19 protein-coding genes are annotated in these 24,262 nt (G+C 59.7%); 13 read left to right on the top strand and 6 right to left on the bottom strand.

The genetic code is table 11. The annotated features are described in order from the left end of the window. The 9 genes from BSU04_RS46705 to tssJ all read left to right on the top strand — a co-directional run. On the top strand, positions 1–560 hold a 560-nt coding region (locus BSU04_RS46705), incomplete at its 5' end, for a DUF6708 domain-containing protein (RefSeq protein ID WP_089164009.1). Between the two features lie 189 nt (positions 561–749). Further along, on the top strand, positions 750–1,859 hold the full coding sequence (locus BSU04_RS30360) for a DUF6708 domain-containing protein (RefSeq protein WP_144021396.1): 1,110 nt from the start codon (positions 750–752) through the stop codon (positions 1,857–1,859). Positions 1,860–1,878: 19 nt separating this feature from the next. Beyond that, on the top strand, positions 1,879–2,145 hold the full coding sequence (locus BSU04_RS30365) for a PAAR domain-containing protein (protein WP_089164011.1): 267 nt from the start codon (positions 1,879–1,881) through the stop codon (positions 2,143–2,145). A gap of 453 nt (positions 2,146–2,598) precedes the next feature. Beyond that, positions 2,599–3,342, top strand: coding sequence for a hypothetical protein (locus BSU04_RS47200; protein ID WP_144021397.1), 744 nt, complete (start codon positions 2,599–2,601; stop codon positions 3,340–3,342). Between the two features lies 1 nt (position 3,343). Further along, positions 3,344–7,021, top strand: a complete 3,678-nt coding sequence (locus tag BSU04_RS30375) for an ImcF-related family protein (protein ID WP_256983463.1) — start codon at positions 3,344–3,346, stop codon at positions 7,019–7,021. A gap of 61 nt (positions 7,022–7,082) precedes the next feature. Further along, on the top strand, positions 7,083–8,702 hold the full coding sequence (gene tssA / locus BSU04_RS30380; RefSeq protein WP_089164014.1) for a type VI secretion system protein TssA: 1,620 nt from the start codon (positions 7,083–7,085) through the stop codon (positions 8,700–8,702). A 19-nt stretch (positions 8,703–8,721) separates the two neighbouring features. Further along, on the top strand, positions 8,722–10,530 hold the full coding sequence (gene tssF / locus BSU04_RS30385; RefSeq protein ID WP_256983466.1) for a type VI secretion system baseplate subunit TssF: 1,809 nt from the start codon (positions 8,722–8,724) through the stop codon (positions 10,528–10,530). Between the two features lie 83 nt (positions 10,531–10,613). Then, positions 10,614–11,546, top strand: coding sequence for a type VI secretion system baseplate subunit TssG (gene tssG, locus BSU04_RS30390; protein WP_089164025.1), 933 nt, complete (start codon positions 10,614–10,616; stop codon positions 11,544–11,546). A 64-nt stretch (positions 11,547–11,610) separates the two neighbouring features. After that, complete coding sequence (tssJ, locus tag BSU04_RS30395) at positions 11,611–12,282, top strand: type VI secretion system lipoprotein TssJ (protein WP_089164026.1); 672 nt, start codon at positions 11,611–11,613, stop codon at positions 12,280–12,282. 106 nt (positions 12,283–12,388) lie between these two features. On the opposite strand, the gene BSU04_RS30400 is transcribed toward tssJ, so the two are convergent. Further along, the gene (locus BSU04_RS30400; RefSeq protein ID WP_089164015.1) at positions 12,389–13,900 is read right to left on the bottom strand and encodes a CoA-acylating methylmalonate-semialdehyde dehydrogenase; all 1,512 of its coding nucleotides are present in this window, start codon (positions 13,898–13,900) and stop codon (positions 12,389–12,391) included. 108 nt (positions 13,901–14,008) lie between these two features. On the opposite strand from BSU04_RS30400, the gene BSU04_RS30405 reads away from it, so the two are divergent. After that, the gene (locus tag BSU04_RS30405) at positions 14,009–14,950 is read left to right on the top strand and encodes a LysR family transcriptional regulator (protein WP_089164027.1); all 942 of its coding nucleotides are present in this window, start codon (positions 14,009–14,011) and stop codon (positions 14,948–14,950) included. Between the two features lie 45 nt (positions 14,951–14,995). Here BSU04_RS30405 and BSU04_RS30410 read toward each other — a convergent pair whose 3' ends face one another. Next, a complete protein-coding gene (locus BSU04_RS30410) occupies positions 14,996–15,505 on the bottom strand; it encodes an RrF2 family transcriptional regulator (protein WP_089164016.1) in 510 nt (169 codons plus the stop codon). Between the two features lie 272 nt (positions 15,506–15,777). Between BSU04_RS30410 and BSU04_RS30415 the strand changes: the two genes are divergently transcribed. After that, positions 15,778–16,998, top strand: a complete 1,221-nt coding sequence (locus tag BSU04_RS30415; RefSeq protein ID WP_089164017.1) for an NAD(P)/FAD-dependent oxidoreductase — start codon at positions 15,778–15,780, stop codon at positions 16,996–16,998. On the opposite strand, the gene BSU04_RS30420 is transcribed toward BSU04_RS30415, so the two are convergent. The 4 genes from BSU04_RS30420 to BSU04_RS30435 all read right to left on the bottom strand — a co-directional run bounded on the left by BSU04_RS30420 (position 16,995) and on the right by BSU04_RS30435 (position 21,934). Beyond that, the gene (locus BSU04_RS30420) at positions 16,995–18,203 is read right to left on the bottom strand and encodes a diaminopropionate ammonia-lyase (protein ID WP_089164018.1); all 1,209 of its coding nucleotides are present in this window, start codon (positions 18,201–18,203) and stop codon (positions 16,995–16,997) included. The two genes, BSU04_RS30415 and BSU04_RS30420, sit on opposite strands and share 4 nt — an antisense overlap. After that, positions 18,203–19,417: a M20 aminoacylase family protein gene (locus BSU04_RS30425; protein WP_089164019.1), complete on the bottom strand. Its 1,215-nt coding sequence runs from the start codon at positions 19,415–19,417 to the stop codon at positions 18,203–18,205. The genes BSU04_RS30420 and BSU04_RS30425 overlap by 1 nt, the downstream gene beginning before the upstream one ends. A 292-nt stretch (positions 19,418–19,709) precedes the next feature. Continuing rightward, a complete protein-coding gene (locus tag BSU04_RS30430) occupies positions 19,710–20,888 on the bottom strand; it encodes a pyridoxal phosphate-dependent aminotransferase (RefSeq protein ID WP_089164020.1) in 1,179 nt (392 codons plus the stop codon). 89 nt (positions 20,889–20,977) lie between these two features. Next, positions 20,978–21,934 (bottom strand): LysR family transcriptional regulator, encoded by a 957-nt coding sequence (locus BSU04_RS30435; RefSeq protein ID WP_089164021.1) that lies wholly within the window; start codon positions 21,932–21,934, stop codon positions 20,978–20,980. A 77-nt stretch (positions 21,935–22,011) separates the two neighbouring features. Here BSU04_RS30435 and BSU04_RS30440 point away from each other — a divergent pair, with 77 nt between their 5' ends. Both BSU04_RS30440 and BSU04_RS30445 read left to right on the top strand, forming a co-directional pair. Next, positions 22,012–22,683 carry an HAD-IA family hydrolase gene (locus tag BSU04_RS30440; protein ID WP_089164022.1) on the top strand — a complete coding sequence of 224 codons (672 nt, stop codon included), beginning with the start codon at positions 22,012–22,014 and terminating at the stop codon, positions 22,681–22,683. Continuing rightward, positions 22,680–23,822, top strand: a complete 1,143-nt coding sequence (locus BSU04_RS30445) for a DSD1 family PLP-dependent enzyme (protein ID WP_089164023.1) — start codon at positions 22,680–22,682, stop codon at positions 23,820–23,822. Before BSU04_RS30440 ends, BSU04_RS30445 begins: the two co-directional genes overlap by 4 nt. Positions 23,823–24,262 lie beyond the last annotated feature (440 nt).

A 24,262-nucleotide genomic window follows, 5' to 3' on the forward strand; every position in this document is an offset into this window, starting at 1 on the left:
CGTTCCGCTCGGTATTGCTTGTTGATCTCGATGCAGAGGGTGACGTGAAGTTCGACGGCAAATACCCGCGCATTGCGAGTCTCGGACAGACTTCGCTGAACGAAGCGCAAGCGATTAGCCAGTACGAATACGTGCGTCAGTTTATGGAGATAGGCCCCGCGCATCTTCCATCGTGCGCAACCTATCTCGAACACCGAACGGTGTTTCGAGACATCGTGCGCTTCTTCGGTTTTCTCGATCTCGCTCGCAACATCGATTGGCGCCGTCCGGGGGAAACCGGTGGTTACGGCCTTGTGTTCGCGAGTCTTTTTTGCATGCTGCTCGGCTGGGGAATTCTGCCGTTTAACTTGGCAAGCTATATCGCGTACCGGTGCAACCGGATACCAAAATGGCCCAAGGACATTGATGATTATGCGAAGGACGGTGGCGCGATGCGTCCGCCGAAGGGGGCGACGTCGGAGCGCTTGCGGATCGTGTTTAAAGAAGTGCCGTTCATCGTGCTATGGGTGGGATGTGCCTTTGCGGTGTACGCATGGTTTGCCTCATGGTTTATCAAATGACACCCCGCAAAAAGAGCAAGGTCGTGCGCGTCGATGCACGGGTTTATTCGACTGCCACAATCGACCTAGGCTATTCCCCGGATCAGGCGGGCCGGCCTGATTTCGTGATCCCCGAAAGCAACGCAGCGGCGCAAGTCAAGCGAGGCTTCGTGCCAGATCCTTCTTTTGCGCCAGGGTTTTAAGTTCGCCATGAATACCACGGAAGTAAAAAAAATGGGCTGGTGGGCGCGCCGCATACGCGAGGCCAGTGCGTATGGTCCGCTAGACCGTGCGGTCAGGCAGTGGCGCGGTCTCGGATCGGTACGCGCTACCACGGGGACAGCGCCCAATGGCGATGCACTCGTCTACCGGATGAACGGGACAACACTGGAGATCGGGCGAGGCGCGAATACGTTCAAGGGAATGATGGGGCTGGCGGGTCTTTGCGGATTATGCGCAATGCTGTTCGTGCTGCTTGTGATAACACCGACGTACTTCGATGCCAAACCTCCATATTCTGGACCGGTCGAGAAAGGCATTGTTTTTCTGGCCGATCTGTTGATCGCACTCCCCTTGGGCATAGCGTTTCTCAACGTCTTCCTAACCGACTTCTTCGGCTACACGGACGCGCTGCTTCGCTTCGACCGTGTTCGCCGTAAGGTGTGGATGTTTGTCGGCACGCGTTCGCCGATCGAGCTTGACTGGAATCGCTTGACGCCAGTCTCTCAAGGCATAACGCCGGCCAACAGCAACATCAATACGTTCCGCTCGGTATTGCTTGTTGATCTCGATGCAGAAGGTGACGTCAAGTTCGACGGCAAATACCCGCGCATTGCGAGCCTTGGACAAACATCGCTGAATGAACAGCAGGCGATTAGCCAGTACGAATACGTGCGCCAGTTCATGGAGGCGGGCCCCGCGCATCTTCCATCGTGCGCAACCTATCTCGAACACCGAACGGTGTTTCGAGACATCGTGCGCTTCTTCGGTTTTCTCGATCTCGCTCGCAACATCGATTGGCGTCGCCCAGGTGAAACCGGCGGTTACGGCCTTGTGTTCGCGAGTCTTTTTTGCATGCTGCTCGGCTGGGGAATCCTGCCATTTAACTTGGCAAGCTATATCGCGTACCGGTGCAACCGGATACCAAAATGGCCCAAGGACATTGATGATTATGCGAAGGACGGTGGCGCGATGCGTCCGCCGGAGGGGGCAGCATCGGAGCGCTTGCGGATCGTGCTCAAGGAAGTGCCGTTCATTCTGTTGTGGGTGGGATGTACGTTTGCCGTGTACGCGTATACCGCGTCTTGGTTCATCAAATAGAAAGTCAGGGGAAGAGAGAATGAGCAGAGGACTGATCTACGAAGGCGATCCGCTTAATCGTGACGGCTACGTCATGACCGCGACGTCGACGTTTTTCGAAAACGGCAAGCGCGCCATGCTGTTGGGCGACCTGGTGAATTGCAAAATCGACGGGCACGGCGTGAACCCAATCGTCGAAGCAGACGAAACCATGATGTGGGACGGCAAATATCTGGTCGTGCATTTATGCAAGGCGGCGTGCGGCTGTTGGGTGCTGTCCACGCAGTCCACGGCACAGGTTGGCTGACTTATGCCGTGGCCAATTCCCACACTGCGCGCCCGTCCCGCCGCTGTTCCGCTGCGTTGGCGAAACTGGATCACGATTTTCATCGTCATCATGGTCTGCGGGGCCGCGTTAGCGCTGTACTGTTGGCCACACGGAAAGACTGACCGCCAACTCGAACTGTGGCTGCTCGCCATTGGTGCTCCTGCGGTAGTCTTCCTTGCCATGCTGGGAGCGCGCCTCACGCACTATGGGCAAGCGAAGCTTCGGCACGACGTCTGGGAAAAAGCGCGTTTACGCGTCGCTGGCGAATGGAAGCAATGGACCCGGAAATCCAAAGTGGTCGCAAAAGCCAGCGTCTTCCTCCCACCCGGTCTCAACGTGTCCGTATGGCTAGACGAGAACCCGCGGTTACCCGTCAACCTAGACCGTTGCGTCTCGCTCGGGTGGTCATTTGCAAGCACTGCGGAGCAGTGGGTGACGCATTTGTTGGGCCTCGTCGCTGAACGATTTGTGCAGGACATCAGTACGACCAAAAGCCCGCTGGAAGTGCAGTTTTTGCTGGACGCACAAACCTACAGCGAATTGCAGGTTCGTGTTTTTGACGCAACAAGTGTCTTCGCATCTTTGCTGAAAATGGCCGGAGTCGAGATCGAAGTCACGGTCGTAACAAAGATGGCGGTGGCGATCGATCATATAAGCGACTGGATGGACAAGACGCGAACCAATCCGGTCCTCCTGATCGCCGGACAACGTTCATCCATTGAAGACCCCGCGTTGTACAGCGAAGGCGCTTGTGCTTTGTTGTTCTGTCCAGATGACGCATCAGTTCTGTCACGCGGTCCCGCCGCAACGGGCATTTTTCGCCCGATGGTGTCAAATGTGAAAGCACTAAAAGTTGATGTTGCGCAGTTGCTTTTCGCGCAGTCGACGGCAGACATGCCTATTGATGTTTGGCACACCGGCCTGGACGGGAACGCCAAAGGAGATGTCTTGACGGCATTGAGCATAGCAACGGGCGGCCTGGCTGCGAACGAACGAGACATGCGACAAAACCGGTTCGACGAAGCCGCAGGCATCCCTGGGCCAGTTAGTAGCTGGATTGCAATGAGCCTCGCCATTCTTGCGTCGCCTCGCCGTTGCCGCTCGCAGCTTATCGTTTCGGCAAGTACCGGAAAATCGATGGCCATTTGCATGGTTAGCGAACTTAATGTGGATTGACGTGAAGAAACTTACACACCTGGGTCCGATCCTGCTCATTGGCGCGGCATTGCTCGCGCTTGGGGGAACGCTCTATTTTACGACCGATCACACGGCGATCTACCGTTGGGCAGACGCGAACCGCGTGATTCTCAGTGCACTGGTTTGCATGCTTGGAGCGCTGGCATATTGGGTTTATCCGAAGCGGGCATCCATTGAAAAAGAGGCCGAAAACCTGATCATTCGCGAGCAACTGGCCCCTGTCGCGCAGGCTGATATCGATGCCGCGCGCGCCCCGGCTGCGAGTGTTCTTGCCTTGGCTGGTATCGATGCGCTTGGCTCGGCCCTTCGATCCGAAGGCCGTGTCTGGTGGCGCTATCGTCGTCCTTTCTTTCTGCTTGTGGGCAATGCGGCGACGATCAACACGTTCTTGCCTGACATCGTTGGTAAGGGCTGGCTTGTCAGCGATGACGTGGCATTATTGTCAAGCAAGCCGGGTCCCGATGGTCGGCCCGACGAACACTGGCTCAGACAAATTTACTTGTTTCGCCGCCTTCGTCCGATCGATGCTGTCGTTCTTGTGCTCGATGAAACCGACGACCTTTCACCGCGACGTCGCGGCTCGAGCGCCTATAGCGTCAATCTTTCGCGTATTGCCCATGTGTTGCATTGGTCCGCGCCGGTGTATGTGCTGGACCTCGCTGAAACGGACGCCTTCAACAACGGTCGCACGGCCTTGCTCGGTTGTGAATTCGCCCCTGACGCCAACGAACGCGCGGTTGAGTCAACCTTGCTAGAGTTGCGCAGCCGTATCGGGCATATGAGTATCGGGCAGTTGATTCGAAGCTATAAAGACCAATACTCCGCGCAGTTGTCCCAGCGACTTGACGCACGTAGCGCCCCGCTTGCCGCAATGATTGCGTCCTTGGCAAATCGCAAGGCGCGGCATCAGTCGGTGAGCGGCGCATTCTTCGCGCCGTTTCCGGTTGCTACCGATGCTGACCATCAAGCAGCCGATCCGATCGCATTAGATGGCGCTGACTTGCCGATATGGAATCATCTTGCGACAGTTGCTCGCAAGCAGCGCGGCGCTCGCATGGGCTGGCACCCGGTCACGGTGTTTTCTACCATCGCGCTAGGTGTGATTGGCGTATGGATCGCGGGTATGGCGGTCTCAGGCATGACGAATGGACGTGACCTGATCGAAGCACGGCAGACGATTCAAGCGCTGAAGACCGCGCCCGACCCGGCAGCGCGGTTGCAAGCCTTACTCGGGTTGCAGCAGCAGATTGATCGCTATGAACCCCGTGTCGCCCATCAGCCGCCATTATGGAGTCGCTTTGGCCTGAATCAGGACGCCACGGTTCTCGCCGCGCTCTGGACGTCTTACACCAATGCGAGCCGATCGGTCCTGATCACACCCATCCAGCAAAACCTCGAAGCCGCGCTGGTCGACCTGAGCCAGATGCCCACCAATTCGCTTGATGACCAGGCGAACGCCGCCGCGCTCGATGCTCACAAGGCGCTTAAAACTTACCTGATGCTGGCGGAGCCGAGCCGCGTCGATGCAGGATTCATCACGCCGCAACTCATGCATTACTGGAGCACGAACGCAAACGTTTCCGTCGGCGCGAAGCTGGATATGTCGGAACGGCTGCTGGGGTTTTATGCGACGCACCTGAAAGCGCATGAAGCATGGCGCATCCAGCCCCGACCGGAATTGGTGAACGCGTCCCGCCAGACGTTGTTGTCGGTGATCGGCACGCGTAACTCCGAAGATACCGTCTATCAAAGCATCCTTTCCGGTGTCGGCAACAAGTATCCAGACCAGACGCTGGCATCGCTCACAACAGGAACGGATACGCGTGGCCTGATTCGCACAAGCGTCACCGTTCCAGGCGTCTATACGCGGCAAGCGTATGAGGGCTACGTCGCAGCGGCAATCAGTGAAGCGGCCAAGGGCCGTGACGTCACGCGTGACTGGGTGCTGGCTAACACGACCGATCAAACACTGCCCGCCACATCGACGGACGCCCTTGAACAGTCACTCACCACGCAGTATTTCAACGACTACGCCGAGCACTGGCAAGGGTTCATGAATGCGTTGCAATGGCAGGCCGCGCCGAACATTCCCACTGCTATCGAGCAGATGAAACTGCTTGCCGATGCGCGTCAGTCACCCGTTATAGCGTTGATGAAATCGCTCGACTATCAGGGTACGGCGGGGGTGCATCTTGCGTCGCTATCGGACACCTTGGTCGCTAAGGCGCAGAACATCTTCGGTAAAAAAGACGATCCACAAGCAGCGGCGCTCGCCAACGACGCGGGACCGCTTTCGGCCTCGTTCGGCCCTGTGCTTCGCCTGATCGGACAGGTCAGCGACACAGCGTCAGCTAAGGGCAACGCGCCACCAAGCGATGTCAGCCTTCAACGCTATCTCGAACGCGTGACAGCGCTTCGCTTGAAGCTTCAACAAATCAGCAACGGCACAGACGCCGATGCCGACGCGCAAGCCCGTCAACTCGCTCAAGCGCTCTTCCAGGGCAAGGGCTCAGAACTCGCCGATACTCAAGCCTACCCGCAATTGATCGCGGCGAGCCTTGGCGCCCAGTGGTCGGGCATGGGCGACGCGCTCTTCGTGCGTCCCGTCGCACAGGCTACGCAGATCGTGCTTCAACCGGCACAGGCGAGCCTGAACGATGCATGGCGACAATCGATCGTTGCCAACTGGAACAAGTCGTTCACGGGCCGTTATCCATTCGACAACACTGATAACGACGCATCCATTCCCGAGCTCGCTCGCTTCATCCGGCCCCAAGGCGGACTGGTGACGACGTTCCTGAGCACGCAGCTCGCCGGCGTACTGGAACTGCAAGGCGATCAATGGGTGGAAGTCAACACGCGTGGCGGCGCGTTGCAGTTCGATCCAGCGTTTTTGAAAGCGGTAAATACGCTGCAACGCGTTGCCGGACACTTAATGGCACAGGGCGAGCCGCAGTATCGCTTCGACTTCAAACCGATTCCGACGCCGGGCATTACCGACACGGTCTTGACCATTGATGCGCAGAAGCTGCACTACTACAACCAGCGCGAACGATGGCAAGCGTTGATATGGCCGTCAAACGATACCCTGAGCATCGGCACGCGTTTGCAATGGCAGACCGAACAGGCGGGCACGAGCAAAAACTTCGAGTTCGCCGGCCGCTGGGCGCTGATCCGGATGCTGGAGCGCGCGAAGGTCGAGCCTATTGATAACGCTACGTTTCAGCTGACATGGCAGGCGGAGCCCGATACGCGGACGGTGCGTGTAGCGACAGCACCGACTCCTGCAGCGTCGATCGTGCAGAAACCTTCGCATCGCACCGCCGACGAATGGAGCGGTTCCGCACAAGACGACAGCGGATCGACCGAACACGCCGCGCTCGATAGCCTCGTGACGCAACAACCGCTCACGCCGGCCTCTTCGAACCTGACGTACCCGTTGAGCTACGTGATGCGCACCGACGTCGGCAAAGGCCCGCTCGAATTGCTCGCGTTGAAGGGTTTTACGCTACCGGACCGCATGTTCATCGACAAGCCAGCACATGGGGCGAACATCCGTACATCCGCTAGTCCACCGCCGCTGCCTAAAGCTGCGCGTGACGCTGCGAAACACGCCGTCACGCCGCTGCCTGATGCTGCTCAGGAAGCTGCGCTATGAATTGCCTCGCATCACCACAGGCCGCTATCCCGGTCGCCCTACCGCAAGGAGCACGCACCGCATGATCACTTTCTCAAAGCTCCTCAACGCGCTCTTCGGCACACGCACGCCGTCCGATCTCGCCCGCTCTTCGCAATCGCAATGGGATGCATGGCTGCAGCCGATCATCGAACTGCATCCGGGTGATGTCGCGACCGAAGCAGCACATGTCGGCGAAGACCCGGGATACGACGACGGCTTCCTCGCGATCAAAGAGCAAGTGGCAAAACTGTCGGACGTCAATGACACGCTGATCATCGAGACCGCTGAACGGCTTCTGAAGCATTCGGCGAAGGACGCTCGCGTGGCTGTGTATTACGTCTACGGCCGTATGCGCCGCGATGGCGCGCAAGGTGTGGCTGAAGGCTTTGAACTGTTGTCGGCGCTGATTGACCGTTTCGATATGGACCTGCTCCCGACACGCGCGGAAACACGCAAGTCCGCGCTCGAATGGCTCGCCGGCGCGACCTTCGCCGACCGGCTCGACCGTGTTCAGGGACTGACGGGCGATCTGCTGGAGCGCGCGTTGTCGGCGCTAGCGCTGATCACCGAGCGCACCGCCGAGTGGCCGGACAACGCACGGCCACACCTCAGCGGTTTGTATCGACGCTTCGAGGGGCATATCGAATCGCCCAACGCATCGGACAGCGCATCGAACAGCACGCGGCAAGACTCTTTATCCGGCATGAGTGCACCTGCGTCGCTGCCCTCACCGACTGAAGTGTCTTCAACGCGCGACCTGCTCGACCGTGCGCGTCAGATGGCAACATTCCTACGCGAACAACCGCAAGGGTATCTCGCCGCGTATCGCCTGATGCGCTGCATTCGATGGGACACGCTCACCGAAGTCCCTCCGTGCGATCCAACCAGCAAGACGCGACTCGTGCCCCCACGTGCTGAGCTTCGCGCGCAACTCAAGCGCTTGCTGATGCAAAAGCAATGGCTCGAACTCCTCGATCGCGTTGAACTCGCCTTCGCTGAAGGCGCAAATCACTTCTGGCTCGACCTGCAATATTACGCGTTCGTCGCCCAGGAGCAGGCGGGCGGAGAATATGCGCCTGTGCGTGATCTGGCCGCAACCGATTGCGCGCTGATGCTCGAACGCCTGCCCGGTTTCCACCTGCTGTCTTTCTCCGATGGTTCGCCTTTCGCAGACGATTCCACACTCGAATGGATCGCTCGCTACGCGACTGTCAGAGACATAGACCGCGGCGAAACCGTGGTCCCAGTCGCTGCGCAATCGGCAAGCACAGACTGGGCGGACACCGAAGCCAAGGCCAACAATCTCGCCTCTCAGGAAGGACTGGATTCCGCGTTCTCATTTCTGCAACGCCTGCCCGCGCAGGACGGCGATCGCGACCGTTTTGTCAGGCAGTTGGTCATGGCGCGCGTCGCCGAACGGGCTGAACGTCCAGACACGGCGCTGCACCTCTTATCGAACGTCGATACCGCAGCGCGCCGTTTCGAGTTGGCGTTATGGGAACCATTGCTCGCGTTCGAAGCCAAGCAGCACCTGATGCGCCTGCTCAAAGTGCGCATGACACGTAAGGATGCCGATAAGCCCGCGCTTGCTCAACGCATCGAGACGTTGATTGGCGAGCTGACCGCCATTGACGCCGCCCGCGCCGTTGCGCTCGACTAGCCTTTCAAAGACCAGACCCGTGACCCAATCCTCGAACAGTCCCAACGACAACGATGTCCTGCGCTATTACGAAGCCGAAATGCGCTATCTGCGCGAAGCTGGAAAGGAATTCGCGCAGGCGTTTCCTGATAGGGCGAAGATGCTCAACATCGACCGCATCGGGGACCGCGATCCGCACGTTGAGCGCCTGTTCGAAGGCTTCGCGTTTCTTGTCGGCCGCTTGCGCCAGAAACTCGACGACGAACTCCCGGAGTTGACTGAAGGTCTCGTCAGCATGCTCTGGCCGCACTATCTTCGGATGATTCCGTCCGTCTCGATTCTTGAAGTCACGCCCGCGAACGGCGCGCTGCAAGCACATGACACGCTCGCCGCCGGACTTGAAGTGTTCTCCGATCCGATTGGCGAAGACAAAATTGAATGCGTGTATCGGACGACACAGCCGGTTGAGTTGTATCCGCTCAAGCTAACCGAAGCGCATGCGTATTCACGCGAAGATGGCCGCTCCGTCATTCGCCTGCGTCTCGCACTGCAACCCCAGGCGCGGCGTGAACATCTGAGCGTGCCTCGTTTGCGTTTTTATCTGAACGCCGATCGACCCGTTGCCTTGACGCTATACACGGCGCTCACTGCCAAACCCATCGCGGTGCATGTGCGCGTGCCAGGTTATCCACAAGACCGTCCCGGCATGCCGCAATCGATGCCCGGCTTGCATCTCGAAGCAGCGGGGTTTGCGGCAAACGAACGCCTATGGCCGAAAGCCGACAACGCGTTCGGTGGCTATCAACTGCTGCTCGAATACTTCACGTTCCCTGAGAAATTCATGTTCGTGGACCTCGTCGGCCTCGATATGCAATCGATCCCGTCCGACGCAACATCGTTCGATGTCGAGGTCGTGCTCGCCGAACCGTATCCGGACGATATGCGCTTCACCGCCGAGAACGTACGCCTGTTTTGCACGCCGATCATCAATCTCTTCGCGCTCGAAGCCGAGCCGATCACGGCGACTCAGTTCGAGACCGAGTATCGCGTGCGCACCGCCGAGAGGCGCAGCAAGTTTGTCGAAACCTATTCGGTCGATACGGTCGTGGGACGCGAAGCGTGCACCGGCAAGCGCTTCGAATATGCGCCGTTTGCAGCCTTCCGGCATCGCGGTGGCATGTTGCGCCATGAGATGCCCGAGCGATATTTTCATACGCGGCTGCAGCGTGGCGCGTCCGGACGCTTCAATACATGGATCGTACTCGGCGGCCATGCTTGGGAACATCAGACAACGTTGCCACAAGAGGTTTTGTCGATATCGGTGACAGGCACGAATGGCATGTTGCCGCGCAAGGGGCTGCGTGAATCCAGCATCCGCCACATGCGTGATGGCTTTACACATGTAGGGGCTGTGCGCAATCTGAGCGCACCAACCTTGCCGGTGTACCCGCCCACTGGTGACCGATTTCATTGGCGCGTGTTATCGCATCTGGCGCCTAATTATCTCTCGCTGCTCGATGCAGAAATCCTGCGCGGCAGTCTTGCGCTCTACGACTGGACTGATGGCGAACTGAACCGGCGGCGTATCGAAGCGATTATCGATGTCAAACATCGGCTGCTCCAAAAGCTCGTCAAGGGCGGCTTGCTGCGGGGTGTGGAAATCGAAGTCACGCTTAACAGCGACAAGTTTGCAGGCGACGGCGATCTCGCGTTGTTTGGCGAGATGCTGAATCGCTTCCTCGCGCTGTACGCGACGATGAATATCTATACGAAGCTTGTTGTCGTCTCGTTGCCGAGTGGACGCCGGATAACGTGGCCCGATAACAAAGCTGAGGGAGCTCCGTTTTGAACGTGCCTCATCGAGAGTTTCCGGTGCTGAGTGAACGTGTGGAGCGTCAACTGCTGCCCGCTTTGCTGCACGACGCGACACGCATGAACTTCATGCGCTTTTGTGAACTGATTGAACTCGCCGCGCCGAATCTGCCATCGCTTGGCTCGACTGACTCACTAGCAAACGAACCGGTGCGCTTTCGCTCGCACGCTCGGCTTGGGTTTCCAAGCAAAGAGATTGATGCGGTTGAAATCGACTACGACGACACATCGAAACCACCGGCGATCCGCACGACTTTCCTCGGCCTCTACGGCGTCGATGCCCGCATGCCTTCGTATTTCATCGACGAGGTCGCGCAGAACCGCGACGGCGCTGAACCGTTGTCGGGCTTTCTCGACATGTTCCATCACAGGATCGCGACGCAGTTTTATCGAGCGTGGCGCAAGTATCGATTCCCGGCCGGCTTTGCAAAGGGCGGTACGGATGACGTCTCGCGCTACCTGCTCAGTCTTGTCGGATTGGGGATTGGACATCCGGCGATCGAGCAGACCGTTGGCACCCGCAAGCTTCTCTCAATGCTCGGGCTCGCCAGTCAGCGCACGCGCACAGCAGAAGGTCTCGCGGGCGTGCTGCAACACGCGGTCCCCGACGCAACAATCACGGTCACCGAATTCCATCCGGTATGGATTCAGCTAAACGAATTCGAGCCGACAGCGCTGGGTGAGAACTGCGTCCTGGGGCGCGGCTTCTACGACCGAGGTAATTGCGCGCGCGTAGTGATCGCGCCAGCGACAGCCGAATCGGTGTTGGGCCTGACGCCCGGTCATGAGGTGCATGCCGAAGTCATGGCGCTGCTGAGCTTCTACCTCGGCTACGAAGCGAATGCGCATCTGGAGATGCATGTCGCGCCTGAACTGATGCCAAAAGCCGTGCTTTCATCAGACCAGGTGAGCCTTGGATATACAACCCAACTCGCGCAAGCTGAACGGCCCTACGCAACAGACGCCATCACCCGAGTGCAACTTGGCACGTGAGACGGTCGAACCGCGAACACGCGACCAACACATTAAAAACAATGGAATGCAGCATTATCCCACGATGATCCGACAGACGCAACTCGCCGCCGCAGCGTGCGCCATTCTTACTCTCGCAGGATGCGGCGTGGCCCAGTCCGTGAAAACCCGAACCGTGGACGCAGCAAAATGGGCATTCACCACGCAGGTGAAAACCATGAACCTTGACTTCGTCGGTCGATCATCGGCGAACACGAGCGGCACCGGACAATCGCTGTCGACCGTGGTGCGAATCTATCAACTGAAGTCGCCGCAAGCGTTCGATCAACTCGACTACGCGCAGTTGCAGGCTAATGATATGGATGCGCTGAAGGCTGACCTGCTTGGATCGACGGATCTCGTGCTTCGACCTAATGCGAATGCAAGCATCAGTGAGCCGATGAGCGACGACACGGAGTACGTCGGCATCGTCGCATTCTTCCGTGATGACGGGCGGGATTCGAAGTGGAAACTGGTGGTACCGAAGAAGCAGTGGAAGAAAACCGATCCGGTCAAGGTCGACGTGCGGGACAGCACGCTAAGTGTTGCCGGTATGGGCGACGAGGCCGTCAAGCGGCACAGCGCACCGCAAACAGTAAATACTCCACAAACCGCGAATCCCGTTGCGACACAACCCGTCAGGCCGAGTGCGACCCCGCCAGTCAAGCCGGCAAGCAAAGGCGCACCCGTAAACGATGATTGGACACGCCCAGCCTGATTGCGCGTCGATTAACGTTCGACGTTCGGTCGGACAAACGACTGCCCGGTTAATCGACCAGTCGACCGCTGGAACAGCGGTCACCATCGGCGACGCGAAATCCCCCTCACTTCGCCGTAGGCATCGCGAACTCCGCGCCCTTCTCCGTGCTTTCCGGCCACCGCTGCATGATCGACTTCTGCCGCGTATAGAACCGCACGCCTTCTTCGCCGTACGCGTGCATATCGCCGAACAAGCTACGTTTCCAGCCGCCGAACCCGTGCCATGCCATCGGCACGGGAATAGGCACATTGATCCCGACCATCCCCACTTCAATCCGCCGCCCGAACTCGCGCGCAATGTGCCCGTCGCGCGTATAGCAGGCAACACCATTGCCAAACTCATGCGCATTGATCAGATCAACCGCCTCGGTAAAGTCCTTCACCCGCACACACGCCAGCACCGGCCCGAAAATCTCTTCCTTATAAATCCGCATCTCAGGCGTCACGTGATCGAACAACGTACCGCCGGTAAAGAAGCCTTCTTCATGCCCCGGCACCTTCAGACCACGCCCATCGACAACCAGCGAAGCACCCTCTTCCACACCCAGCGCGATATAACCCTCGATGCGTTCCAGCGCTTGACGCGTGACGATCGGGCCCATTTCGGCATCAGCCTCCATGCCGTTCTTCACGATCAGGGTACGTGCCCGCTCTGCCAATCGCGGAATCAGCTTGTCGGCCACATCTCCGACCAGCACGGCGACCGAAATCGCCATGCAACGCTCACCCGCCGAGCCATAACCCGCGCCGACCAGTGCATCGATAGCCTGATCGATATCCGCATCCGGCATCACGACCATGTGATTCTTCGCGCCGCCAAGCGCCTGCACGCGCTTGCCGTGCTGCGCACCCGTCTGATAGATGTAATTCGCGATCGGCGTTGAACCGACAAAGCTGATGGCCTTCACATCGGGATGTACGAGCAGCGCATCGACCACGACCTTGTCGCCTTGCACAACACTGAACACGCCATCAGGCAGCCCAGCTTCCTGCAACAACCCCGCCATGAACAACGCAGCCGACGGATCACGCTCACTCGGCTTCAGCACAAAAGCATTACCCGCAGCGATAGCAACCGGGAACATCCAGCACGGCACCATGCACGGGAAGTTGAACGGCGTAATGCCTGCCACCACGCCAAGCGCCTGACGCGTCGTCCAGTTGTCGATACCCGTGGATACCTGCTCGGTGTAATCGCCCTTCAAAAGCTGCGGAATGCCGCAAGCAAATTCGATTACGTCGATACCGCGCGACACTTCGCCCTGCGCGTCACTGAACACCTTGCCGTGCTCGGCGGTGATGATCGCGGCGAGCTCGTCGCGGTGCTTATTCATCAATTCCAGAAAACGCAGCATGACCCGCGCGCGCCGGATGGGCGGCGTCTCGCTCCAGGCTACAAACGCCTTTTTCGCGCCTGCGACGGCGGCGTCCACATCGGCGACATCGCCCAAGCGCAGCGTGCGTGCTTCCTTCCCGGTCGCGGGATTGAAAATCGGCTGGGTACGCGTGCCCGTGCCGGGAACACGGCGCCCCTGGATAAAGTGGCCGACGTCCGCGCGATCGCTGAAGCTTTGCATGATGTGACACCTGAATGAGATGGGAGTCTTCAGAGTGTAAGAACGTCAGACGCGTCTGCAAAGGCGCTATGATTGAAATGATTGTTTTCTATGGTGAACAATGAAGATATGGAAACGCAACGCGTCGAGGCGCTCTGGACTCATTTGTATTGGCTGACGATTCTCGCGCAGCAAGGCAGCTATACGCGCGCGGCGACACGGCTGGGCGTGAGCAAGGCTGCCATGAGCCAGCGGATTGCCGAACTGGAGCGCGCAGCGGGAGTTTCGCTGGTGCAGCGCACAACGCGCAGCGTGCGGCTGACAGAGGCGGGGCAGCATCTGGTCGATCAAACCCGCGATCAATATGAGGGGATTGCGCAAAGTTTCGCGGGCGTGCGCGATTCGGCGGGTATCGCTCGAGGCGAGCTGCGCGTCACCGCACCGGTCGCGTTCGCGCGTCAGCAATTGGTGCCGCATCTGTCAGCCTTCCTGAAGGCGAATCCGGAAGTACGCGTGCAGCTCGAAGTGTCGGACCGCATCAGTTCGCTTGCCAGCGAGGGTTTCGATCTCGCAATCCGCCATAGCGCTGCCGCGCCGGAAACGCATGTGGCCTGGACCCTGTGCCCAACTCGCTCGGTGATCGTGGCAACGCGCGCGTACTTGCGCCGGCGCGGCACGCCCGCCTCGCCACACGATCTGGCCTCGCATGACTGCCTGTTTTATCCACGGGCGCAAGAGGCGCCCGCCTGGACATTCGAACGCGCGACGGGACGTAAGACCGCGGCCGAGCGTGTAACCGTGCCGATCAACGGGCCGTTTTCCGCGAACAATAGCGAGACCCTGCGCGACGCCGCACTCGACGATCTCGGCATTGCGCTGCTGCCCGATTTCAGCGCGCAGGCTGCGCTACGCGCCGGGCAGTTGATCAAGGTACTCCCGGAATGGCAACCCAAGGGCGGGTTCGCTGAACAGCTTTATATTGTCCGGCCTTACGCGTCGCATGTGCCTCGTGCGGTGACAGCGTTTGTCTCCTATCTGCGCAAGACCTTCGAAAACGGTTTCTCGGATTAACCGCCGAGCCCGCGAAGCCGTCGCGCTCAGTCATTGCCCACCGAGCTAACGGCTAGCCGCCCGATTGTCGATCCACTTGACGATATCGGTGTGGTAAGTGCGCGGCGCTTTTGCAACCGTTCGCATCGCCAGACTCGCGAGCGTCTGTGCTTCAAGTACCTCGTTCATGCGCTTCTCGGCGTCCAGCATCACAGCGTGAATTGAGCATGTTCCACTCGTCGCCCATTTGGGCGCGGTATCCCCGAAAATTGCGCAGCGTGCGCGAATTTCGCGGCAATCAAAGAGCGGCTTCGGACCGTCGACAGCCTGCACAACGTCAAGCACGGTGATCCGTTCTGCGGGTCGCGCGAGCGTGAATCCCCCACGCGCGCCCTCGGTGGCAACGGTCAATCCCGCCTTATGGAGCTTGGTAAAAAGCTTGGCGACGTAGTCGACCGATAACCCTTGCAGCTCGGCCAGGTCACGCACGCTCGCCTCGCCCACGCCGGCCGGTGCGTCGGTCAGATACAAAAGGCAGTGCAGCGCATATTCGACGCCCGAACTGATGTGGCTCATCTCATCTCCGACTCAATAAATCCTAGTTCCAACATTCTATGCAATCGGCCGATGACGAGCAACGTCAATTGCTACGTCTCGTCTAATTTATCGCATATGCGCTATTTCAAGCTCGTAATTGTGGATATGCGACCCGGTTTGCCACAATCGTCTTAAAAACCGATCGACGAAGTACCTGCTTGCCAAATCTAACTACGACATTTATAGTCGTAGTTATGCCGACGACGCATGGCATCGAAGTGAAATGACTGATCAATGAGTGGAATTGAAAAATGACTGATAACGGCAAGAGAATCTTGGTAGTCGGCGCCGGTTTCGCCGGTATGTGGAGCGCGCTTGGTGCGGCTCGTCTGCTGGACATCGCAAACAAATCGGGAGAGCGGATCGAAGTGGTCTTGATTGCGCCCGAGCCAATGCTGCATGTCCGGCCGCGTCTTCATGAGTCCAATCCGCTTGGCATGAAAGCACCCTTGTTGCCGCTCTTCGAGGCAACGGGGATTCGCTTTATCCAGGGCAGCGTGACCGGAATTCGTGCGGCGGCCCGCGAAGTCGAGGCCGTCGGCGCGGACGGAAACACGTTCACGGTACGGTATGACAAGCTTGTTCTGGCTAGCGGAAGTTCGCTCTTTCGTCCTCCGGTGCCCGGCCTGGCTACTGCCGCGTTCAGCATCGACCAGATCGAGGACGCCGCGCTTCTCGAAGCACATGTCGGCAAGCTCGCCGATCAACCTGATACGCCGGCGCGCAACACGGTGGTCGTGGTAGGCGGCGGATTTACGGGCATCGAGATAGCGACCGAGCTTCCGGCACGCTTGCGGTCCGTGTTGGGAAGCACGGCGTCTGTCAACGTGATCGTGATAGAACAAGCCGATGCAGTCGGCCCGGATCTTGGCCTCGGTCCGCGGCCTGTGATTGAGCAGGCATTGACCGAACTCGGCATCACGCTGCGCCTGGGCACCGCTGTGAGCACCATCGGCACCGATGGGATCGTCACATCGACCGGCGAACGCATCGACGCAAAGACGGTGATCTGGACAGCGGGCATGCGCGCCAACGCGCTCACGAAAAAGCTTGATGCCGAGCGCGACAGGCTCGGGCGCTTGCATGTAGACGCGGACCTGCGTGTATTGGGAACCGAAGACATCTTCGCCGCCGGCGATGTCGCCTTCGCCGCTACCGACGACGCGGGGAATCACGCGCTCATGTCATGCCAGCACGCAATGAACATGGGCCGGTTCGCGGGCCACAATGTGGCGGCGGATCTGGTCGGCGCAGCGCTTTTGCCTTATCGGCAGCCTGTGTATGTGACGTGTCTCGATCTCGGATCGTGGGGCGCGGTTTTTACCGAAGGCTGGGATCGTCAGATCAAGCTCGTCGGCCCGGAAGCGAAGGCGCTCAAGCGGCAGATTTGCACCCAGTGGATCTATCCGCCTGCTGCTGATCGCGAAGCGGCATTCGCCGCAGCCGATCCCGCGGTCACGGTAGTCGCCTAAGCTGACAGCCGGCGTCGCTGCGCCTTTAGCACCTCATCGGCACGAAACCCCGCCAACTGCTCATACAACGCCGGCGCAGTAGCACCCTCTGTGTTCAGCAGCAGCACGTTCGAGCGTTCATTGAGCCCGAGCGCAGCGCGATCTTCCGCGCTGCTGCTCGCCTGGATAAGCCCCGCAAGACCCGCCGCGCCCGACTCCCCCGCCACGATAGGCACATCGCGCTCAGCGCCAACGGCCAAGATCCGCATGGCCTCGATGGCGGCATCGTCGGGAATGGTCATGAAGCAATCGGCGAGAATGGCCAGGAACCGCCACGCCAGCGGCGACGTCTCTCCGCAAGCAAGGCCAGCCATGATCGAGTCGACGGAGCCGGTAGCATGCGCCGCCTGCCCTCGCAGCGCACTTTGAAATAGACAATCTGCCTCGCCCGGCTCGACAATCACGCAGAGCGGCCGCCGCTCGCCGAAGCGCTCAGCAAGATAGCTGACGACACCGGCCGCCAGCCCGCCCACGCCGCCCTGAATGAATACGTGTGTATAAGGACCTTCGCCACCTTGCTCGATTGTTTCGGCTGCTATCGTCCCGTATCCCTGCATCACATCGCGCGGGATGGTTTCGTAGCCTTCGTACGACGTATCGGAGACCACGTGCCAGCCATGCTCTTCTGCCTGGCGCGCAGCCTCCTTCACCGACTCGTCATAGTTGCCGTCGATCTGTACGATCTGCCCGCCCAAGTGTTCTATGGCGAGTCGCCGTTCATCGTTCACATGGCGATGCAGCACGATCACGCACCGGCAACCAATGCTGCGCGCAGCCGCTGCCAATGCGCGGCCGTGGTTACCATCGGTCGCGCTGATGACCGTGAAATCCTGCAGTTGCGCCTTGTAATGCCCGGCCGTTAACTTCGCCGGGACGAAGTCCTGCTCAGGCCAAAGGCGCCGGATCAAACGGATCAGTGCAATCGGTGCACCCAGCGCCTTGAAGCTGCCAAGCGGCGAACGATGGCCTTCGTCCTTCAAGCTGATCGATCCAACGCCCAGCCGCGCAGCGAGATCCGGCAGATCCCATAACGGTGTCGGACCGGCGTTCAATCCATCCCACGTCGATAACCACACGCGGCTTTCATCGGCGGCTTGAATGTTCAGGATGTCGCGAAGCGATTCGTCGTAACGCCCCCGGCGCGCGCTGGCGTTATGTTGCAGCATCAAACTTTCCTCTGGTTCTGGCTATGATCATGGCTATGGACAACCGGCAGTTTCGTGCGCGAGATTTCGGCTAGATAACGCGCGCCAATGGGCAAGATGGCGTCGTTGAAATCGTAGCGGGCGTTGTGGAGCGGTGTCGCACCCGGCTCGCCCTCAGCGCCATTGCCGATGAACGCAAAGTTGCCAGGCACTACCTGAAGGAACGCACCGAAGTCTTCCGAGATCATCATCGGGGCCACGTTGCCGTCCACGTTCGCGGCGCCCACAATTGCGGTCGCTGCCGCGATCGCCGTCGCAACGCATTCGGGCGTATTCACCGTGGGAACAAACTCATGCGTGTATTCGAACGAACATTGAGCGCCATGAGCGGCGCAAATACCCTCGCAGATGCTGCGCATTCGACTCTCGAGTAACCGCTGCACATCAGGCGTGTAGCTGCGTGTATCGCCCTTGATAATCACCTGTCCGGGAATCGCGTTGCGAATGCCATCGGTGAACAACTCCGTGCAGGAGATCACCGCGGGCACACCGGGGTCGACGCTCCTCGATACAACTGTCTGCAAAGCCAGCACGATTTCTGCGGCAATCACAATGGGATCAATGGTCATATGCGGCCGCGCAGCGTGGCCGCCACGGCCATTGATATGGATAACGAAATTATCCTCGCTCGCCATAATGCCGCCGGCCCGCGTGGCGATGGCTCCCGCTCGCAGGCCTGGAATGTTGTGAACACCATAGATTTCATCGACCGGGAACCGCTCGAACAGTGTGTCGGCGATCATCGCCTTCGCGCCTTTGCCGTGTTCCTCGGCGGGCTGGAAGATGAAACGCACGGTCCCGTTGAAATCGCGCCGCTCGCATAAAAGCTTTGCCGCGCCGAGCACCATGCTCATGTGACCATCGTGGCCGCAAGCGTGGGACTTGCCGGCGCGAACGGACGCGTGATCGCGCTCCGGTGCTTGCTCATGGATGTTGAGCGCATCCATCTCCGCGCGCAGACCAATCACACCGTGACCGTCGCCGCAGGACAAGCTCGCGACAAAACCTGTTCCGCCGATCCCCCGCGTCACCTCAAGCCCGAAGCCCTCAAGCACCTGCGCCGCGAAGGCGCTCGTCTCGTGTTCCTCGAAACCCGTCTCGGGCGCGCGATGAAAGCGGTGTCGCCACTGCGTCAATTGCCGGTCGAAGTCCAACGCCGCGCTGCTTGTGTCCATCGTGTTTCTCCCCGTGTCCGCTCGATTCCTGCTGTGCTCCAGTATAGGAACCGTCGGCTGAGAAAAAATCTCACTTAGAGCGCGATCTTCGATAATTTCATTCTATTTGCGAGCCCGGACTGGCGCAGTCGGTTCGCGGACCGGTACAAGCGATCGTCGCACCTCAATATCCCTGCCCAATCACCGTTTAAGCGCGGATCGCACAGCGCCGACAATAAGCTCATGTCTTGGGCGAGGCATCCGGTCGACAGGCGCGGCCACGCTCACGACGGCGACCGGGTTTCCCCGACGGTCAAGCCCGCCTCAATCCGGCAACAAACGCCGCGATGCGATCGCAAGCTTGTGCGAGCCGCGTTTCATCGACGACAAAACCCAGCCTCACGTAACCGTTCGCCGTCTCGCCGAACGCGCTGGCATCGAGTAGCGAAACGCCTTGCGCGCGGAATAACTGCCAACTGAATTCATAGGCATCCAGGCCCGTGCCGGTCACATCCACCATCATGAACATGCCTGCTTCGGGCAACAAGCAATGCAGGCCGGGCACATCACGAAGGCGCTTGAACACGACGTCGCGCCGCCGCCGGTAAATCTCACGCATGTCCGCCACAATCTGCGCCCGGTTCTCGAGCGCAGTCAACGCGGCTTCCTGAATGAAGCCTGGCAGGCCGTAGAGCATGCAAAGCGCAAGCCGTCCAAGATGATCGACTAACGTCTTCGGTCCGATCACCCAGCCCACCCGCCAACCCGGCATGGCATGCGACTTGGACAAGCTGCCGAGCGTCACGGTGCGCTCGGCCATACCCTCAAGCGAAGCAATGCTCACATGCTCGCGCTCAAAAGTCAGGTCCGCATAGACCTCGTCGGAGACAATCCAGAGATCATGCTTGCGAGCCAGTTCCGCTATACGTTCAAGATCTTCACGCGGCATCACAACGCCCGTCGGATTGCATGGCGTGGCGAAGAAAATGGCCTTGGTACGCGGGGTGATGGCTGCCTCGAGCGCCGCGCAGTCCAGATGAAATGCTCTCGCCGGATCGACCGCTACGGGCACCAGCGTGGCGCCCGACGCCCGGACGCTGGCCTCGTAGGTCAGGTACATCGGCTCGGGCACGATGATCTCGTCGCCCGCTTCGCAGAGGCACAAGGACGTTGCGAAGAGCCCGTTCTGTGCGCCCGCGACCACGATCACATTGCTCGCGTCAACGCTTGTGCCGGTGTCGCGCGCGTGATCCCGGGCGATGGCTGCACGCAAGGGCTCGCGTCCGACCACTTCTGCGTAATGCGTGTCGCCGGCCCGCAGCGCCGCCACCGCACGATCGACGATGACTTCGGGTGTAGCGAAGTCGGGATCGCCCACGCTCAGGACGATGACGTCCTCGCCCTTTTGCAATGCTTGCTGCGCGGCGTGGTGGATTTCCCATGCAGCCGTGCGCTTGCCTTGCAGGCGCTCGACGAGGTTCGAATACTTCATGCGCTCACTCCCTGAAGCGTGACGATCGATTCGGCACGCGATGATTGATCTCACTCGTTTCGATTATAAAGTCCACCGGAACGCAGACGTCAAGCGCCCGTGTCAGCGACCCTTCGGCCTTTCGTTCTCTCACCGGCTGGCTCCGCGCCCAGATTCGCCGCGAGATAACTCAACAACGCCTGGATACGCAGCGAACGCCCCTTGCGCGTAGGCACCAGCGCGATGACCGGTGCGCTGCCGAAATCCCGATCGCTCAGGAGTCTCACCAGCTTGCCGGCCGCGACCGCATCCGCCACATCCCATTGCGAGCGCAGCACGAGCCCCAGGCCTTCTTCCGCCCAACGGCGTGCGACGCTACCGTCGTTCGTGGTGAAGGCCGGGGTGACGCGCAGCGTGGTTGGTGACGACGGTTTCCTGCCCGCGTCCGATTTTCGCCTGCGCACACGCCAGAGCGTCACATCCTCATCGTTTTCGCGGATACAGATGCAATCGTGTTCGAGAATCTCACGCGGCTCGCGCGGATATCCACGTGCCGCGATATAACCCGGGCTCGCGCATAGCCAGCGCTCGTTCGCGAGCAATGGCCGCGCGCTCCAGGACGAGTCGCGGACGGTCCCGATCTGGATCACGATATCGGCGGCATGGCTGTGGGGCCAGGGCGTTTCGAGCAGGTCGAGCTGGAGGCGAATCCCCGGGTTCGCGCGGGCAAAGCGCGCCAGCAACGGCGCGATATGCACGCGTCCAAAACCGAACGGCGCGGCAATCCGAATATGCCCGGCGAGTTGCGCGGTCTGATCGCGGAAAGTGTCCGGCAGAGCCTCGATAGCGCTCAGCAACCCTTGCGCTTCGCGCGCCAGCCTTGCCCCGTCCGCAGTCAACGACATATGCCGTGCGTCGCGGGTAGCGAGCGTCACGCCCAGCGACTTCTCCAGTTTCTTGAGCCGCATGGAGAGCGCCGACGGCGTCACGTTCAGGACGCGCGCCGCCGCGCTCAACGATTCCGAGCGCGCAAGCATGGTGACGAGCCTCAGGTCAGCGAGTTCCATCGTTCAATTTTGCTTAAGGATAGAAGTGCCTGAATTTAAACACAGCTTAGGGTTTCGTCAGTAAAGTCGCTTCCATCATGCAAAATCAATCTACCCCAACTTATCCGAAAGCGGTGCTGTTCGACCTGCTGACCGCCCTGCTTGATTCATGGAGCCTGTGGAATCGTGCAGCCGGCAGTGAAACCGCTGGCCGCGCCTGGCGCGCGGAATACTTGGCGCTGACCTACGGTTGCGGCGCTTACGTTCCCTATGAGGAACTCGTACGCCAGGCTGCGTTGCAGGTCGGCTTGCGTGAATCGGCCGCTCGCGTGCTGGAAGCGCAATGGCTGCAACTCGCGCCCTGGAGCGGCGCGAAAGAAGTGCTGCGCAAGCTCGCACCGCATTGCCGGCTGGCGATCGTGACCAACTGCTCGAAGCGTCTCGGCGAGCAGGCCGCCGGTATATTCGATATCGACTGGGACGTGATCGTGACCGCGGAAAGCGCGGGCTTCTACAAACCCGACCCGCGGCCGTATCAGATGGCGCTCGATCGTCTGAAGGTCGACGCGAGAGATGCAGCGTTCGTCGCCGGTTCGAGTTACGACATGTTCGGCACGGCCGTGACCGGCTTGCGCACTTACTGGCATAACCGCGTGGGTCTGGAGCTCGTGGAAGGCGCGCGGGCGCCTGAACTCGAAGCACCTACGCTCGATGCGTTGCTGCCCTGGCTGCGCGGTTACAACTCATTGAAGGGAACGTCCACGTCATGACGCTTGATCAGATCGAAACCCCTGCCGCGTTGATCAACCAGCCGCGCATGGAGCGCAATATCGTCCGCATGCAGAGCCGGATGGACATGCTCGGTGTTGCGTTCCGGCCGCATGTGAAGACAACGAAGTGTGTGGAAGTCGCGCAGGCGCAGCGCGGCGCGGGTGCTCGCGGCATCACGGTGTCGACGCTCAAGGAAGCCGAGCAGTTTTTCGCGGCAGGCTTCAGGGACATCCTGTATGCGGTAGGTATCGTTGCATCGAAACTGCCTCGCGCGCTGGCGTTACGGCGCGCGGGATGCGATCTCAAACTGATCGTCGATAACCTGGAGGCTGCGCAAGCTGTTGCCGAGTTTGGCCGCGCTCATGGCGAAGATTTCGAAGTGTGGATCGAGATAGATACCGACGGTCATCGTTCCGGCGTCCAGCCCGATGAATCTCGATTGCTCGACATCGGGCGGATGCTGCATGGCAACGGTGAGCCTCATGGCGCGCGTCTTGGTGGCGTGATGACCCATGCCGGGTCGAGTTACGATCTCAACACGCCCGACGCGCTTGCCGCACTGGCGGAACAGGAACGCGCGGGTTGCGTGCGTGCTGTTGGGCGCTTGCGCGACGCGGGTCTGCCGTGCGACGTGGTGAGTGTTGGTTCCACGCCGACTGCGCTGGCGGCGCAGCATCTTGAAGGCGTCACGGAGGTGCGGGCTGGCGTGTATGTGTTTTTTGATCTCGTCATGCGCAATGTTGGCGTCTGCACGACAGGCGATCTGGCGCTCGGCGTGTTGACGACGGTGATCGGTCATCAGGTGGACAAGGGCTGGGCGATCCTCGATGCGGGCTGGATGGCGATGAGCCGCGATCGCGGCACGGCGAAGCAAACGCAGGACTATGGTTACGGACAGGCTTGCACGCTCGATGGTGCACCGCTTGATGGTTATATGCTCACGGGCGCGAACCAGGAGCATGGCATTCTCGCGAACGTGGAACATCCCGACAGGGACATCTCGGTCCATCTGCCGGTTGGGACGCGGCTGTTGATCTTGCCGAATCATGCATGCGCTACCGGTGCGCAATTTCCCGTTTATCACGCGCTATTGGAGGATGGTGAGGTTGTCGTGTGGGAGCGGTTTTACGGTTGGTAGGTCGGGGGAGAGTGGGCAGGGTTTTGGTGGACTCGAAGTTAGCGGTAGGGGTCAATGCCGGGGTGCTAGGTTCCGGGGTTGGCGGTCGGGGTCAATGCCGGGTTGCTGCTTTCTGCCTTAGTGGTCTGCATGCGTCGGATGTTTTCTTTAGCACTATTAGCCACTGTGCGTGGCGGCACGTCATTTCTTGGTCCTTAGCGACAAAGAAACGAAGCAAAGAAAACGCTTTTAACCGCTCTACCCTAAGTGTCCACAGCGTGCAGTTTCTATTCATAGGTGCCCCAAAAGCACGGTGCTCGCCAGAGCCACCGATGTTTGAACCCCTCCTTCTCCGTACACGGGTTCTGACACGCTTCGCCACCAGTGATTGAACCTGCCCAAGGAACATCCCGCGCTATCCGCGAACAACCAACCACCAAATTAGTACGCTCGGCGCAACC

This window comes from Caballeronia sordidicola, assembly GCF_002220365.1.
In the GTDB taxonomy this organism is placed as follows: Bacteria; Pseudomonadota; Gammaproteobacteria; order Burkholderiales; family Burkholderiaceae; genus Caballeronia; species Caballeronia sordidicola_C.